This window comes from Candidatus Acidianus copahuensis, from assembly GCF_000632495.1.
GTDB classification, from domain to species: domain Archaea; phylum Thermoproteota; class Thermoprotei_A; order Sulfolobales; family Sulfolobaceae; genus Acidianus; species Acidianus copahuensis.
Genome location: NZ_JFZT01000044.1, coordinates 144439 through 159436 on the forward strand (window position 1 = coordinate 144439; position 14998 = coordinate 159436).

Annotated in this window: 17 protein-coding genes; 11 read left to right on the forward strand and 6 right to left on the reverse strand. The window is 36.3% G+C overall.

Annotated features, from left to right (window positions below; translation table 11 throughout):
* Positions 1 to 73: 73 nt before the first annotated feature.
* From CM19_RS07540 to CM19_RS07550, 3 genes are all read left to right on the forward strand, one after another.
* Positions 74 to 628, forward strand: coding sequence for a class I SAM-dependent methyltransferase (locus CM19_RS07540; protein WP_048099837.1), 555 nt, complete (start codon positions 74 to 76; stop codon positions 626 to 628).
* A gap of 119 nt (positions 629 to 747) precedes the next feature.
* A complete protein-coding gene (locus CM19_RS07545) occupies positions 748 to 978 on the forward strand; it encodes a ribbon-helix-helix domain-containing protein (RefSeq protein ID WP_048099838.1) in 231 nt (76 codons plus the stop codon).
* Positions 975 to 1400 (forward strand): type II toxin-antitoxin system VapC family toxin, encoded by a 426-nt coding sequence (locus CM19_RS07550; RefSeq protein WP_081801241.1) that lies wholly within the window; start codon positions 975 to 977, stop codon positions 1398 to 1400. Before CM19_RS07545 ends, CM19_RS07550 begins: the two co-directional genes overlap by 4 nt.
* Before the next feature lie 356 nt (positions 1401 to 1756).
* On the opposite strand, the gene CM19_RS07555 is transcribed toward CM19_RS07550, so the two are convergent.
* From CM19_RS07555 to CM19_RS07580, 6 genes are all read right to left on the reverse strand, one after another.
* Positions 1757 to 2161, reverse strand: coding sequence for a hypothetical protein (locus CM19_RS07555; RefSeq protein WP_048099839.1), 405 nt, complete (start codon positions 2159 to 2161; stop codon positions 1757 to 1759).
* 349 nt (positions 2162 to 2510) lie between these two features.
* Positions 2511 to 3617, reverse strand: a complete 1107-nt coding sequence (locus tag CM19_RS07560) for an MFS transporter (RefSeq protein WP_048099840.1) — start codon at positions 3615 to 3617, stop codon at positions 2511 to 2513.
* Positions 3618 to 3733: 116 nt separating this feature from the next.
* Positions 3734 to 4123 carry a CBS domain-containing protein gene (locus CM19_RS07565; protein WP_048099841.1) on the reverse strand — a complete coding sequence of 130 codons (390 nt, stop codon included), beginning with the start codon at positions 4121 to 4123 and terminating at the stop codon, positions 3734 to 3736.
* Positions 4124 to 4185: 62 nt separating this feature from the next.
* On the reverse strand, positions 4186 to 4566 hold the full coding sequence (locus tag CM19_RS07570; RefSeq protein WP_048099842.1) for a hypothetical protein: 381 nt from the start codon (positions 4564 to 4566) through the stop codon (positions 4186 to 4188).
* Positions 4563 to 5204 (reverse strand): hypothetical protein, encoded by a 642-nt coding sequence (locus CM19_RS07575; RefSeq protein ID WP_048099843.1) that lies wholly within the window; start codon positions 5202 to 5204, stop codon positions 4563 to 4565. Before CM19_RS07575 ends, CM19_RS07570 begins: the two co-directional genes overlap by 4 nt.
* Positions 5191 to 6066: an ABC transporter ATP-binding protein gene (locus tag CM19_RS07580; protein WP_048099844.1), complete on the reverse strand. Its 876-nt coding sequence runs from the start codon at positions 6064 to 6066 to the stop codon at positions 5191 to 5193. Before CM19_RS07580 ends, CM19_RS07575 begins: the two co-directional genes overlap by 14 nt.
* Before the next feature lie 71 nt (positions 6067 to 6137).
* On the opposite strand from CM19_RS07580, the gene CM19_RS07585 reads away from it, so the two are divergent.
* From CM19_RS07585 to CM19_RS07615, 8 genes are all read left to right on the forward strand, one after another.
* Positions 6138 to 6980, forward strand: a complete 843-nt coding sequence (locus tag CM19_RS07585; RefSeq protein ID WP_160164876.1) for an ATP-binding cassette domain-containing protein — start codon at positions 6138 to 6140, stop codon at positions 6978 to 6980.
* Positions 6967 to 8562, forward strand: coding sequence for a hypothetical protein (locus CM19_RS07590; protein ID WP_048099846.1), 1596 nt, complete (start codon positions 6967 to 6969; stop codon positions 8560 to 8562). The genes CM19_RS07585 and CM19_RS07590 overlap by 14 nt, the downstream gene beginning before the upstream one ends.
* Positions 8563 to 9122: 560 nt before the next feature.
* Complete coding sequence (locus CM19_RS13315) at positions 9123 to 9863, forward strand: ABC transporter substrate-binding protein (protein ID WP_052349490.1); 741 nt, start codon at positions 9123 to 9125, stop codon at positions 9861 to 9863.
* Entirely contained in the window at positions 9860 to 10459 is a 600-nt protein-coding gene (locus tag CM19_RS13320; protein WP_052349491.1) for a type 2 periplasmic-binding domain-containing protein, read from the forward strand. The genes CM19_RS13315 and CM19_RS13320 overlap by 4 nt, the downstream gene beginning before the upstream one ends.
* Positions 10460 to 10466: 7 nt before the next feature.
* On the forward strand, positions 10467 to 11288 hold the full coding sequence (locus CM19_RS07600) for a carbohydrate ABC transporter permease (RefSeq protein ID WP_235185650.1): 822 nt from the start codon (positions 10467 to 10469) through the stop codon (positions 11286 to 11288).
* Entirely contained in the window at positions 11285 to 12088 is an 804-nt protein-coding gene (locus CM19_RS07605; protein WP_048099848.1) for a carbohydrate ABC transporter permease, read from the forward strand. The genes CM19_RS07600 and CM19_RS07605 overlap by 4 nt, the downstream gene beginning before the upstream one ends.
* Positions 12085 to 13053 (forward strand): ABC transporter ATP-binding protein, encoded by a 969-nt coding sequence (locus CM19_RS07610; RefSeq protein ID WP_048099849.1) that lies wholly within the window; start codon positions 12085 to 12087, stop codon positions 13051 to 13053. Before CM19_RS07605 ends, CM19_RS07610 begins: the two co-directional genes overlap by 4 nt.
* Before the next feature lie 141 nt (positions 13054 to 13194).
* Positions 13195 to 14997 carry an FAD-binding protein gene (locus tag CM19_RS07615; RefSeq protein WP_048099850.1) on the forward strand — a complete coding sequence of 601 codons (1803 nt, stop codon included), beginning with the start codon at positions 13195 to 13197 and terminating at the stop codon, positions 14995 to 14997.
* Position 14998: the final 1 nt, after the last annotated feature.

Here is a 14998-nt window from a genome sequence, read left to right on the forward strand (position 1 = left end):
GTTAGGATGAACAACACGTAACACACTGAAAATAAGGGTATACGTTTATTACTGCCTTATTCAAGGATTAAATATGTCGTCTATTTTTGACAGTATTCATTCATGGAACTTTAAGCCATATAGAAGAATGGGAGTTACAATTGATGAGGAGATCTTTTACGCAAAGATGTTATCTAAGTACGTTGAATCATTAAGTCCTTCTAAAATCCTTGAAATAGGGTGCGGAAACGGAATATTTAGTCTTACTCTTAAAAAAACGTTCCCTAAATTAGATCTTTTATCTTTAGATCTATGGAATGACGAAATGAGGATACCGGAAGTAAAGGGATACTTAAGTGAGGTCGACTCCAACATGGTTCAAAATCTTTTTCCATTGCCTACTCGCGATTCGTACTTTGACGTAGTTTATGCTCCTCTTTACTTTTATAACTTACCTAGAAGCAGAAGAGATGAGGCAGCTTCAGAAGTAGTTAGGGTGATAAAGCCTGGCGGATACTTAATTCTTATAGATTTAGAAATAGTAAGAAATATGAGAAATTCCTTCCAGAAAGTGGGTTTAATCGAGAAAGATTATCACGTTGCTCAGGGGGTTTTCTTTTCCCTTTTACAAAAAGGAGAAAAATATTGAGTCTATCTAGGAAAACATGTCAACATTCTCTCCTTTCAACAAGAAGATATATTAGCAACTGGAATATCAAAGGGTTTTAAGGGAAAGCTTAATAATAGTATACGAGATATAGTATACATATGAGCGAAGTAGTATCAGTAAGGTTAAAGAGGGATATAGTAAAGGAAGTAGACGATTTAGTGAAACTAGGGCTCTTTAGTTCAAGGAATGAGGCTTTGAACTTCTTGATCTCGCAGGGACTAAAGGAAGTAGACTACCTCAAAGAAGAGCTTGAAAAGGCTAAGAAAGTGTCAATACCAAAAATAGATAAGACCCTTGAAGACTTCTTGGGAGAAAGGGAAAGGTTTTGAAATACTTTGATACCAGCGTGCTCATACTCCCCCTATTAAACGATCATAGAAGAAAGAAAGCGATAGAAGAGTTAGAAAGTGGTGGGATAACCTCTGAACTAGGTTTAATTGAACTCGTAAGCTACCTTTCGAGGAACTTAAATAATGACATTATACCTTATGCTATGAGACTATTAAAGGACTATAACATTAATGTTAAGACAATTAAAGACACAAGACAGAGTTTCATCGGTGAGCTTAGCAATGTGGTATACGTAGCGCTCCGCGTTGCTAAAGATGTAAGGCTTAAAACTTTAGATTTACTTCATATCTCCTATGTAATACTTTTTCAGGTAGACGAACTAGTTACTGCAGATAGAGAGTTTGAAAAAGCGTCAGATTTCCTTTCAAGGAAGGGAGTTACGCTAAAAGTAATTATCTAGGATTGCTGCATTGATTATTTTCTGTTTAAAAAGTTGTGTGTATTAGTGTTGTCTTATTATAATTACTACGAGAAAAATCCGCTGAGGAAATTAAAAAGTAGTGTAAGAGTTCAAATTAGTTAATCCTACACCTCAAGGTCTTGCCCACGTTACTGATATATGAAAGAGATATCCATTTCAGAAAGCACCTTCGTTTATCCGCATTGTGCTTATAAAGCTTACCGTGACTCTATGGATCTCTCAATATTTTGTCTCGTTTTAGTTTGAACCAACCCTTCGATCCTGTAAAGGATCTTCCGCCTTGTCTAAAGCAAAGGTTAACAAGGAGGCAAGATCAACCGAAAGGTTAGGGTATTTCACTTATCATATTTTGTTCTCTTAGAGACGGGAGGAAATCCGTTTTTAACGCCAAAGTCTTCTAACGCTTTGATTTCCTCCTTATGAAAACCTAGGAATAAGCCTTTTCCTTTTCCCCCAACGTAAAGATTACCCTTCATATGTATTAGTGAACCTAGAGTTTGACTAATGACTTCAATTGTATGACCTTTAACCTCAATCTTAACGTTATTTCCTTCCCAGTTTACGTAAGGGTAATCGCTATGCCTAGGTCTTAAAACTTTCTTAAGTTCATCATGTTCTAAGTCTACGTGAGTAACTCTAGCCCTACTATAGCCCTTTATGTGAACATAGACACGAGCTCCCTCTAAAAGTTTACCATCCAATTTAACCTGAGCCTCGATCTGGATTTTTCCTTCAGCCATAAATGTGTTAGTTTAGAAAAACTAAAAGTTTGTAAGTTTTTGTCCTTCTAGTACATTACGCCTTTTCCTTATCTTTACCCGTTTTGGAGTAAGTGGTCGTGAAACTGTTTTTAATTCTAAGGTAACAAGAGGTTTTTAGATGTGTTTTAGGAAATTTTTACGATAAATCTCACATCGATGATGTGTACTGCACAAGGGTGTGATACCTAGAGGGATCCGTGCAGTTTTTCCCGATTCCTTGATCTTACATTGGAGTTAGATGTGCTATCAAGAAAGGTGCGGGTGAGGAGAAAGTCCTTAGAGGAGTAAAATACACTAAACGACCTAACCCTCTAGGGAAAAACGGTATTCAGACGAAGTTTAAGCAAATTAAAGAGATCACACAACCTAAGCATATACCGACTATACCTATAAGGAAGCTATGAGATTCATATAACAGAAAACCTACTAAGGTTGGTGCTATCATTGTTCCAATCTGAGAAATTGAATTTGCGTAGCCAATTGAAGTTCCTGCACTTAAACTACCAGCCATTTTCATTATCATTGAGTCAGTAGGAGGCCTATAAGCGAAAGAGAATATTCCTAGAGTAAAAGCCTCCACTGGAAGGATAAAACCTTGAGAAAACACGGTTGAAATAGCTATTATAATAAATCCTAAGAGATCCAATGCTATAAACCTCTTCTCTCCTATAATTCTAGACGTTGTTGCAAGTAATGTACCTACTAGTTGTCCTATTGAAAGCAGTAAGAGAAATAAGGCTGAGAACTCTACGCCAAGATGCCTATACAATATTAGAAGAGGGAAAATCCATGTTACAGCTCCCCATGTAGCCCAGAGCTCACCCATCCTTACGAGTGTTGCGGTAAATATTTTCTTATCCAATAGCACTCTTAGGGATTTTTTTACGTTAGAATGCATGACTTGAATTCTCGTTCTTGAAGAAACTAGTGAAATTATAGAAAAGGATATAGCAAGTAAAACAAAAAAATATCTCCATTCTGAAACCAATAGGGATGCAGTTACACTAAGAAGTATAAGAGTTATTGGGGCCGCAGATTCAAGTAAGGCAACCCTAGCAGTTAATGTATTCTCTTGGTTCTTAATTGCAACTATTTTCATTGCAGAGGGAAATATACCCGATGCTATAAGGCCAGCAAATAAGTAGATCAATAAAAGGGTAATGAAATTGTTTACAAAATATGCTAGCGCCATAAGAGGAATTAATACAAGAGAAGATATTGTTAAACTTCTACTTGGACCTTCTCTATCTATAACAAAACCCCAAGGTATAGAAGATGTTGTGTAACCTAGATAGAAAAACGTGGCAACTAATCCTATTTGGATTGCGTCAAGATGAAATAAACCTGAAATCGGTACGGAGATGATTCCCCAGCTTAACCTCAAAGACAGTTGAAGTAGAGTCCCTATCCAACCAATAACGAAGGATCTTTCCACACGTAAAGATATATGCATATAATTTAATTATTTATGTTTTGCAAGGGAACTAACTACCAAAGACATGCAGTCCACATAAAAAATCAGGTAAAAATTATATCTTATTTTTAAGGATCTTAATAAGTAAGTTCCTCCATCATCATTACGGATAACGCGTCGGATATATCCCTTTGCGATAAGACTCCTATTAGTTTTTCTCCATCCAAAACAAGAAGATGCCTAATTCCATGCGTTTTCATTAGAACCGCAGCGTCTAATACGTTTTTTGAGGAATCAATAGAAATTACATTTTTGGAAGCTATACTCTCTACTGGTTTGTTCAAGTCGATTCCGTCAGCAACTGCACGTGTTATATCTCTCTCGGTAACTATACCAACAGGATATTTGCCATTAAATAAGACAAGCGAACTCACATTATTTTTCCTCATAATAGATGCTGCTTCTTTTATGGAATTACTTGGTTCACAAGTAATAGGAGTTTTTGAGATGAATTGTTTTAATGACATATAAGTATATGTTTGTTTACTCTATATATTAACTTTTGATAATTGCACTAGATTCTATGCTGTCAGATTCGATTTTTAGATTTCCTTAGTGTTAATATTATACCTAAGACTATAAATAGAAAACCCAATATGATTGGTTTTACTCCGTAGAATAACCTAAATCCCTTTATAACTATGTTACCCCCATTATTTACAAATATAATGTAATATTTCCCAGGTTTAGTTAAAGTGATATTATTGCCTATTATTACTACATTTTTACTAGTTGCGAGGATCTGGCCTTGTGATGTTAATTCTACTTTTGAATACCAAGGCTTAAAATAAAAGAACGTTCTTCCCCCATTGCCAATCTGGTTTGGTAATGTATAGCTCACTGGAAACACAATAATGGTTAATGCAAGTAGAGTAAGGCCTATGCTTAGAAAAATGTAACCTTCCCTCATAGGGATAACACCCTTGTAAAAACTAGATATGAAATGAATAAAAGGAATAGAGATGAAAAAAGTAAAATTTCACTTATTTGTAAAAAACTAATTTCAACAAATAGAGCGTTAAAGTGATTGAGTAGAACGAAAAATGAGAACGCAAAAAGAAGGAAAACCCCGAGAGATCTCAGGGGTTTTTTTAGCGTAATAGTAAAGAAAAATGACGCTGTTGAAAGAAACAAATAAAGACCTATGTAAGGTGCTATCTGAAAGGAGAGTGAAAATCCTGATAAGTACAGTACGAAGTATAGAGATGCTAAGAAAAGCACTGCAGGAAACAATATGTCAACTAAGAACTCTTCAAAGAACACTCTTCTCCTAGATCCCATTTGAAATAGAGAGATAATTGTTAGATCAGCTATGTCTTGGCCAAGACCAAAGATACTGTTTCTTAGAGTAAGGATTAAAACTATAAGAACATCTGTAAATATTACTATGTCAAAAATTGTAGAATAGTTTGAAGGATTTCGAGTTACTGGATTGAACAGTGACAGAGCTATTGGTACAGATACAGCGATATCAAATATTACCTCAGCATAAGTTATAATCCCCCATTTTCCGTACCTATTTTTTGCAATGAAGTTAATCAAGCTCATATCCTAGCACATCCTGTAGGCTTTTATCCAGGATACTGCTTCTGATGAAATACACCTTAACATCATTATTCATAAGAATTCTTATAATCTCTCTGAGATCTCCTTTAACCTTAATTTGATTTCCCACTACTTCAGGAGAAAATTCTGAGAGTAGCTTTACAGATTTTTCTATATCCTTAACCATTATGTAGAAGTTTTCAGAGAATCCTATCCTAATAAAGTCGTTAACCATACCGCTGAATCTCAAGATCCCATTGTATAGGACAAGAACATGAGTGGCAATGAGAGTGAGTTCAGAAGTGGAGTGAGAAGAGATAACGACTGTTGTACCTAACTTCCTATTTATCTTAGATATCATTTCATAAAATGAAAATCTAGAGGGAGGATCTAGGTTTGCAGTAGGCTCATCTGCTAGTATGATCTCTGGATTCTTAGATAAAGCAAAGACAAGTTGTACCTTTTGTCTAGTCCCAGCGGAGAGTTCCCCGACCTTCCTATCCTTAAAATTAAGGAGATTAAAATCTTCTAACCAATACATTATTTCTCTCTTATCTGTCTTAAAAACGCTTATGGCGCTTTCCAAGAGTTCAGATACGGGTACTGAGCTAGGGATAAATGGTTTCTCTAAAATTAGCGAGACTTTTTTACTTAGCCTTGCGTTATTCCACGGATCTTCTCCTAGAACGAAAATTTTCCCTGAGCTTCTTTTGGTTATCCCTGCCATAATCTTTATTAATGTACTTTTACCTGCGCCATTAGGTCCTATTAAGGCGGTAATTGTACCTTTCGTTATTTCGAAACTAATTGAGTGGAGAACCTCAAAGTCGTTATATTTCTTTGTGAGGTTAGTAGCGGTAATCATTGTACTTCACTTTGTCCTCAAAGTAATTAAGTTATGCAAGAGTTTTTATTTTTCTAATCGAAATGGCTAACGTGTTAGAGGCTCTTGAAGTTACGAAGATAATTAACAACGTTACAGTTATAAAGGGTATATCATTAAATGTAGGTAGAGGAGAAGTATTAGGCTTAGTAGGTCTTTCAGGTAGCGGTAAAACTGTCTTTTCTAAGGTATTGTCCTATGTATGGAAGCCCTCTTCAGGGAAAGTTTTAGCTGATGGAAAAGAGGATAAGTTTGCCGTTGGACTGGTCTGGCAAACTCCAATCTTTGATAAGTACAAAGTTATAGATTACGTAGAATTTTTTGGGATTAAAGGTAGTGAGGCAAAGGAATTGCTCTCTGATGTTAACTTAGAAGCCAAAAGAAGAGCGGATTCTCTTTCCTTTTTTGAGAGGAAAAGACTATCCTTAGCCATTGCCTTAGCAAAAGATCCTTCATATGTAGTCTTTGACGATATAAGTGGTGTAGGAGAGTCCGGTTTATCTTTCTTTAAGGAGTTTATACTAAAGCTTAGAAACAAGGGAAAAGGGGTTATCGTAACTTTCCACAACATTTCAGAGATAGATGATATTGTAGATAGGATAGCCATAATTCATAGAGGAAAAATTGAAGGAGTGTATAAAATTTCTGAATTTAAGAATATTAGTTATCTCATCTTAGCCTTTGATAAAGTAGATGAAAAACTTATGGAGAGGCTTAAGCAATTCGGCGTACGTTATCGTGACGGAAACGTTGTAGAATTATCCTATCCTGGAGATCCTTTAGATATTTCGAAAGCTATAGGATGTGAATACAAAATAATAGAGATAAAGCGAATAAATAAACTAAGTGATGAGATATTCTTTGACAAGGTGAAGAGGTTAAATGTTGAGAACTGACTTAAAGTCCATATCCACTGTTTTCATTTTGTCTTTAGTTATAATTTCATCTATTATAATAATAAATTTTTACACTCATCAATACAGTCCCTTATTGAGCGTTATAGGATTAGTTAAGGTTTCTGGACATAAGTTACAAATTTATGGTTTAATTCTTGAACCCAACGGGGAAGGATTTGCAGGGGCTAAGATAAATGTGAGTGTACAATATCCTGAACGTCCTTTTAGTATGATCACTGGTCAAAGTGGCGGAGTATTTTTCCGCAATATTATAACGTCAACAATGAGCAGATCTAACGGTTCTTTTTATATATCTATTGATCTTAACTCAAGTATACGAAATAATCCCGTTGCAGTCAAGTTACATATAAACGCTAAAGGGGAAAAGTTTTCCTTTCTAGCTCCTCCGCTAAGCTGTAATGTTATCAGTAATATTTCCAGTCACTCTTTTTCATCTGCTTTTAATTCCACCTTCGAAGGAGATTCTAATATTTCTACATCTTACTATGTCCCCTTTTCCTATTCCTATATCTCTAGCTATAATTACAATATTATTACTTATTTACAGACAAAGGCTAATAGTTCGTTAATACCTATACTCCATGAATATACATCAAAAAACTCGTCATTAACCGAGACTCTTTGGCCTTATGATACAATTCAGATTTCTTTACTTATTGTAGGACATAGAGTGTTGATTTCGTCCCCATATTTTATTCTGGAAAAGGTGGTATTTATTAATAATAATAAAAATCAAAGCATAATACCTAGATCCTTTATTACATCGACAGTTCTAAACTTTATTCCTAAAGACATCAAGATCTACTATTATCCATTTAAATTCGGTGTGCTTCCAAACCCTATTTCCTTTCCAGTTTCTCCAATTATTTATGGGAAAAATTTTATTAAATTAAGTTCTCAAATCGTAATACTTAATCTAACGGAAATTACAGAGCCAATCAGTTACTTTCCATACGGCTATCAACTTATTACACACTTAAATATTACTCCGAGTAGCTCCACGAACTATCCTAGAGTAGTATCAAATCTTAGTCCACATAAAAGTCCTGCTGAGGAATTCATTACTAAGCACGATGAAATTTTTCCCTTCTTATTACTTCTACTAATTATTCCTCTAATTCTTATTTATATTGTTATAGAAAGATTTAGTTCTCCTCTAAAGAAGGGAACAATAGAGATAATTAAGAAATCGTTTTTGAAGTTTTACATTCAAAAAATTATTCTGTTTTACCTTATAGCTATTGCTCTTTCTGTTATTCCAATATTTATACTTCAACTTCTTTTAGATACTTATGAGTTAAATTACAGCATTTTTCCAAATTTTATACCATTTCTGGAGGAAATCTTAGTCTTTGTTTCTTTAGTTATAGGTTATTCATCATTTTTCTCTACGAAAGGATCTATATACTTAAGTATATCTACTTATGGTGAGATAATATTTCAGATTATCACTAATTCCTATTATCTAGTTGGTTGGTATGCACTTATCATCTCAAGCGCTATAATTATAGCTGGATACATAAAGATAGTTAAGGACGAATTAAACAAATCGGTTTTTTAGGAGGACGGGTTATGAATCTCTCCTCCTATAGAGATAAATTGGTCTAAATCAACTAACTGTATAAGGAAAGATACGTAATAACTGTTTGTCCCTAGAGGATACCTTTAGGTTGTTAAGTGCATTTCAAGGTATTCTCTATGGACTTACTCCTCACCCACACCTTCATCAATAGCACAGCTACCTCCAGTGTGAGATCACAAGGCATCGGACTCAACGGCACGGATCCCTCTAGACATCGCCCCATACCTTTGTGCAGTGCACGGCATCAGTATGGAGTTCATCACAAAAATTTACAACTGAAAGCCTCGCTCTTTAGAGCGGGGAGGAGGTCAGTCCTGTTCTCTGCTCTCAATTTTCCAGATTTTTATACTATATCATCTATAATAATTAAAAGAACTTTTCAGTATGATGTATAGAATATAATCATGATATATCTAGAGCTTTAATGTATAATTATATTTTATTCCATAATATTTAATTTCGAATGAACACGTCTAAACTATACTACACCAAATTAATTTTTTATATAGCTTAAGTATAAGATAATACGGGTATTCAAAATGGGTAAAAAGAATACTAAAGCTATAGGCAAGGGAATAGCTATAGTATCAATAATTGTCATAGCTGCAATTGTGGCAGGTCTTGGATACTATTTCGTTACATATCATCCTACGAAGAAGATAACCATAAATTATTATGACGATCTGGCCCCAAGCGAGGCAAAAGCATTTGATGACGTAATAATACCTCAATTTGAAAAGGAATATCCCAATATCTCCGTTCACTTAACAGTGGAGTCAGCTGGAACTATGGTTTCAACTATAGAATCCCTAGAAAAGGGAAATGATGTAGGTTCAACGGTAATAGCGGAGGACAACATGATTATAGGCGAACTATTATACGCAGGAGATCTGATGAATTTATCTTCCTATTATTCCTCTATTGCCCCGTCAAGTATGATTCCTTCCATGATTCACTTAATGAATTATGAGGAAAGTGTGTATCACGGAATATACTTCATACCATTTAGAGGTAACATACCCTTAGTCTGGTACAATAAGACAACCTTCTCTCAATTAGGAATAACTCCACCTCAGAATTGGTCGCAACTACTACAAGATGCGAAGATAATTTATCAGAAGACAGGAGTTAAGCCAGTAATGTTCCAAGGTCATGGAGGAGCGAGTACTTCTACGGAGCTATATCAATGGATGGTCAAGCTGGAGGAAATCCCTTTGTTTTTAATGATAGTGGAGATATCGAAGCCTTTGCATATTTGGATAACTTATCAACATATATGAACCCTAACTATGTACATGGATATTGGGGAAGCTATAAGGGACTAGCTAGCGGTGAATATTATATACTAGACTATCAATGGCCTTATATCTATTCTACGATGAAGAGTGAAGGATTGAACGTTACTAATATTGGCTTCTATCCAGGACCTGCTGGTCCAGTTAATAGCGATCATCTCGTAGGTGGAGACGTATTAGCTATACCAAAAGGAGCTACTCATATACACGCCTTACTCACATTCGTAAGATATTTGTTATCCTATCAAGTACAAAGGGATATAATAACAATCTTAGGAGAACCTGCAGTTAACAGCAAAGCTTATCAAAACTTGCCTTCTAATATTTCAGCCCTGTTTAAAGCAGAGGAACAAGCTTTCAGTTCAGCATTCTTTAGAGAACCAGTGCCTTGGATAAGCGAGTGGAATACTATAGCGGACCACGTATTTGTCCAGATCGTCGAAGATCATGCACCAATGTCTGAAATACCCAGCATATTGAGTAGTGCCAATCAAGAGATGTATAATTACTTAGCGACAAACTACAACGCTACAGTTGCTCATGAATATGAGCAAGGGATGTTCAAGCCACTATATGGGTGAACTATTTTTGAATCAAAATCTAAAATATTTTCTTTTTGTAATTCCAGCTATCGCTTATATTGGTGTTTTTGCCTTTTTCCCCTCTGGAGAAGCAGTTTATTACAGTTTCCTAAACTCTCAAGGGCAGTTTACTCTATCAAATTATAAAGAACTATTTTATTTCAATATTGGAGGGACAATAATAAACACCATAATCGTAGTTAGCCTCGCCCTATTTTTGGAATTATTATTAGGCTTAGGAATAGCTGCTGTGCTAACCTGGGAGTTTAGAGGGAAGAAGGCTTTCTCAACTTTAGTTATAGTTCCTATGGGTGTAGCGACAGTAGTTGCTGCGATCGCTTTCTCCTTTATATTTCAGACTTCGGGCGGTTACGCTAATAGTTTCCTTAAATTGATTGATCTTCCAACCTTCAATTGGTACGCGAATAAATATATTTCTCTCCTAACAGTAGCAATTTCAGATAGCTGGAAAAATACTCCAATAGTAGCGTTAATACTTCTTTCAGGCATGTTATCAATTCCAAGGGATTTATATAACGCTGCCGCGTTAGATGGAGCAGGTCCGATTAGGAGATTTTTCTATATAACGTTACCAAATCTCAAGAAGTTCATAGCTATAGCCCTTATCATAAGGGGGGTAAGCGAATTTAACATATTTGCCCTACCCCTTATACTCATAGGTTATCATCCTTCTATTCTAACGACTTTAGCTTACGATCTATATTCGACTTCAACAATTTATCTATCCTCTGCGGCTGCTGTCATTCTATTAGCTTTTATCTCAGTATTTATAGCAATCAATATAAAACTGGGAGGTGGTAATAAGTGAATAAAATAAAGTACATTATACCTATAATCTTAGCTCTCTATTTTGTTTTCCCTCTATACATCATAGTACTCATAGCCTTCAGTCCAGCTAAGTACACAATAGAAACCTTATATCAGCCTTTAATTTTCAAGGGATTTACTTTGAATAATCTGATATTTGCGTTTACCCAGTACGATTTTATAGGTCCATTCTTTAAGAGTCTAGCTGTTGCCACGTTAGTAGGAGTTCTAGCTGTAATAATAGGTATACCTGCCGGTTATGGTTTGAGTAGGCTTCCAGATAGAGTAGCTTATCCCGCCCTAGTCCTCTTATTGATAACAAATATGGTCCCCGGTTTAATTGTTGCGATTCCTATAAGCGCTGAATTCATCAGATTAGGTCTCTTTGACAGTATCCCCGGACTTGCCTTTGTTCAAGAGCTAATCACATTACCTTTAGCAACGTTTATACTTAGGGGAACCTTCTCAGCTGTACCTAGAGAGGTAGAGTACCAAGCTAAAATTGATGGCGCATCCTCATTGAAATACTTCATGGATATCTTAATTCCAGTAGCGTCGGCCGGAATTGCTGCAGCATTCCTAATATCTTGGATGTTTTCTTGGGACGAATTTACCTACGCCATTATACTGTCTCCAATACATCCTACCCTTCCTATAGAAATTTATGTTAATATTACTAGGGGAAACTTATTAGCTGCTGTTGCTTTTGCCCTGGTGTTCACTTTGCCTGTAATAGTTTTAACTTTATTTCTACAAAAATATTTAAGAGGAGAATATTTAACAGGAGGCGTTAAGGCATGATTCAACTTGATGATATCACAAAAAGATATGGAAGTAAGGTGATACTTAACGGAGTAACAGAGAAAATAGAAACTGGAGAGTTCTTTGTGATCTTAGGACCTAGTGGGGCCGGGAAGAGTACATTATTAAAGGTATTTGCAGGTATAGAAAAGTTAGATAAGGGAAAAATCATTGTTGATGGGAAAGATATAACCAACCTTCCTCCAGAGAAAAGAAACGTTGCAATGGTGTTTCAGAATTACGCTCTATACCCCAATATGTCCGTTTATGATAATATCGCTTTCCCGCTGAAGGTAAGACGTTTAAGCAAAAACAAAATAGATGAAAAAGTAAGAAATGTAGCAAAACTTCTAGGCATATCGGATATACTTAACATGAATGTAACGAAAATAAGTGGTGGTCAACAGCAAAGGGTTGCAATAGCTAGAGCCATTGTTAGAGAACCTTCCTTTTACCTATTAGATGAGCCTCTATCAAATCTTGATGCAAGAGTAAGGTTCGTAGCTAGGGGGGAGCTTAAGAGAATACAAAAGGAACTAAATGGAACTTTCATATACGTCACCCACGATCAAAAGGAAGCGATGAGTTTAGCTGATAGAGTTGCAGTTTTGCATAATGGTAACTTTGAACAAGTTGGTAAGCCAATGGATCTTTACGAGTTCCCTAAAACAAGGTGGATTGGAGAGTTCATAGGTGATTTTCCAATGAACTTTCTCCCAGGTAAAGAATTAGGTCTAGAGGAAGGCATAGAGATAGGCTTTAGACCAGAATGGATAAAGGAAGGCGGAGAACTTAAGGGTACTGTTGAGTCCGTTGAAGTATTAGGAGAAAATGTATACGCTTTTTGCACCGTTAAAGATTACAGGATCACAATCCTAGTAAGGAAGACCGTTGATGTTGGAGACGAAATTACTTTTGGGGTTACTAAGTTCAGAAAATTTAGGGACGGTAAGCTATTGGAGTAAATCCTGCAAATATCTCTAATTTTTTTTTTCTTTACGCTTTTCTATCTAAGCTATCTAGTTCAAGTTTAAAATTGAGTAAGAATATCAAATCATTAGTAACGAACTTTAAATACAAAGAAAACATAATCTATAATGAGGAATATGCCAAGGATTATTGTATCCATAAAGCAGGTTCCCGATGCTGATGATCTGAGAATTGACCCGGTAACAAATAACTTGGTGAGAGAAGGAGTACCAGCTGTGACTAATCCTCCCGATCTCCACGCTATAGAGCAGGCAGTAGAACTTAAGGAAAGGTACGGAGGTAAAGTAGATGTAATAACCATGGGGCCGAGCCAAGCTGAAATCTCACTGAGAGAGGCTATTGCCATGGGGGCTGACAATGCTTACCTTATAACGGATAGGGCAATGGCTGGAGCAGATACGTGGGCAACATCCTATGCTATTTTCAAGGCAATAAAGAAGATAGGAGGTGCAGATATTTACATATTCGGTAGGAGGGCTGTTGATGGTGAAACTGAACAAGTTGGACCACAAACTGCAAAGTGGCTAGGGATTCCAGTCATAGGCTATGTGACAAAAGTAGAGATAGAAGGTGATACGGTAATAGCTACTAGAAAGACCGAAAATGAGGAGGAAGTTATTGAGGCAAAAATGCCAGTTGTACTTACAGTTATGGAGACGGCAAACAAGCCTAGACAACCGTCAATAGAAAGCCTGATATTAGCTAAAAGGGCAAAAATTTCCAGGCTCACAAAGGATGACATTTCTGCAGAACCTGAAAAATTAGGTTTAGCAGGCTCTCCAACTAAAATAATTAAAGTATCTCCCCCACCTAAGACTAGGAACCCAGAGATATTTCAAGAAAAAGACTCCGAAAAAGCAGGTAAATGGTTAGCTGATAAGATTAGATCCTCCCTAAAGGAGGAGATTAAGGGATCCAAAAGCTACGTGAAACCAGAACCTAAAATAAAGGCTAAGGGAGAAGTTTGGGTTTACGTAGATCACTTTTCCGAAAGAGTGAACAGATCTTCTTGGGAGATAATGTCAGAAGGGCGCAGACTTGCAGATTTAATGTCAGTTGATCTAGGAGCAGTAATAGTAGGTGATTCGGTTGACTCCATTATTGAGGAGGCGTCAAATTATGGTGCAGACAAGGTTTATTACGCTAGAACAAAAGGATTCGAACGTTATGATAATGAGGTCTATACGAGGGCTCTCTCTAAGCTAATTAGGGAGAATAAGCCTGAAGTTGTCCTTTTCCCTGGAACAAAGAACTCCAGGGAACTCGCATCTACAACTGCAATAGAAGTTGATACGGGTTTAGCTGCTGACTGCGTAATGTTTGACGTTGATGATAAGGGGAACTTGTTATCGATTAGGCCAGACTTTGGAGGTAAGGAAATGTCTACTATTGTTTTTCCTAGACATAGACCAATAATGGTTACAGTAAGACCTGGAGTTTTCTCTCCTGTAAACATGAAAAGTAAAGGCGAGGTAAAAATGGAGGAAATTGATGACTTGTTTACTAGACTTAGCGTCAAAGACTATAAGTATATAGAAACGAAAAACGCATTAACTGAGGCTGATGTTGTTGTTGGAGTTGGAAGAGGGATAAAAAGTCCTGAAAACATAAAGCTCGCTGAGGAGTTAGCCTCTCAACTGAACGGCGTAGTTGGAGTTAGTAAGCCTCTAGCAGATATGGGTTGGTATCCTAAGGATAAGCAGGTAGGGCAAACTGGAAACACTATAAGGCCTAAGGTGTACATAGCCCTAGGAATATCTGGCGCGGTTCAACATTTAGTTGGAATTTCGGGATCAAGGAAGATCGTAGCAATTAACTTGGATCCTGAAGCCCCAATATTCAGCAATTGCGACTATGGTGTAGTAGGAGATTTATTTGAAGTAGTTCCAGCCCTTCTGAAGTATTTGAGGGGTGAATGAA

What these genes read in the sequence shown, in the direction of transcription:
- CM19_RS07590 (WP_048099846.1), top strand. Translation starts at nt 6,967, where the DNA reads ATGTTGAGAACTGACTTAAAGTCCATATCCACTGTTTTCATTTTGTCT.
- CM19_RS07615 (WP_048099850.1), top strand. Translation starts at nt 13,195, where the DNA reads ATGCCAAGGATTATTGTATCCATAAAGCAGGTTCCCGATGCTGATGAT.
- CM19_RS07540 (WP_048099837.1), top strand. Translation starts at nt 74, where the DNA reads ATGTCGTCTATTTTTGACAGTATTCATTCATGGAACTTTAAGCCATAT.
- CM19_RS07555 (WP_048099839.1), bottom strand. Translation starts at nt 2,161, where the DNA reads ATGGCTGAAGGAAAAATCCAGATCGAGGCTCAGGTTAAATTGGATGGT.
- CM19_RS07570 (WP_048099842.1), bottom strand. Translation starts at nt 4,566, where the DNA reads ATGAGGGAAGGTTACATTTTTCTAAGCATAGGCCTTACTCTACTTGCA.
- CM19_RS13320 (WP_052349491.1), top strand. Translation starts at nt 9,860, where the DNA reads ATGAACCCTAACTATGTACATGGATATTGGGGAAGCTATAAGGGACTA.
- CM19_RS07545 (WP_048099838.1), top strand. Translation starts at nt 748, where the DNA reads ATGAGCGAAGTAGTATCAGTAAGGTTAAAGAGGGATATAGTAAAGGAA.
- CM19_RS07610 (WP_048099849.1), top strand. Translation starts at nt 12,085, where the DNA reads ATGATTCAACTTGATGATATCACAAAAAGATATGGAAGTAAGGTGATA.
- CM19_RS07565 (WP_048099841.1), bottom strand. Translation starts at nt 4,123, where the DNA reads ATGTCATTAAAACAATTCATCTCAAAAACTCCTATTACTTGTGAACCA.
- CM19_RS07580 (WP_048099844.1), bottom strand. Translation starts at nt 6,066, where the DNA reads ATGATTACCGCTACTAACCTCACAAAGAAATATAACGACTTTGAGGTT.
- CM19_RS07575 (WP_048099843.1), bottom strand. Translation starts at nt 5,204, where the DNA reads ATGAGCTTGATTAACTTCATTGCAAAAAATAGGTACGGAAAATGGGGG.
- CM19_RS13315 (WP_052349490.1), top strand. Translation starts at nt 9,123, where the DNA reads ATGGGTAAAAAGAATACTAAAGCTATAGGCAAGGGAATAGCTATAGTA.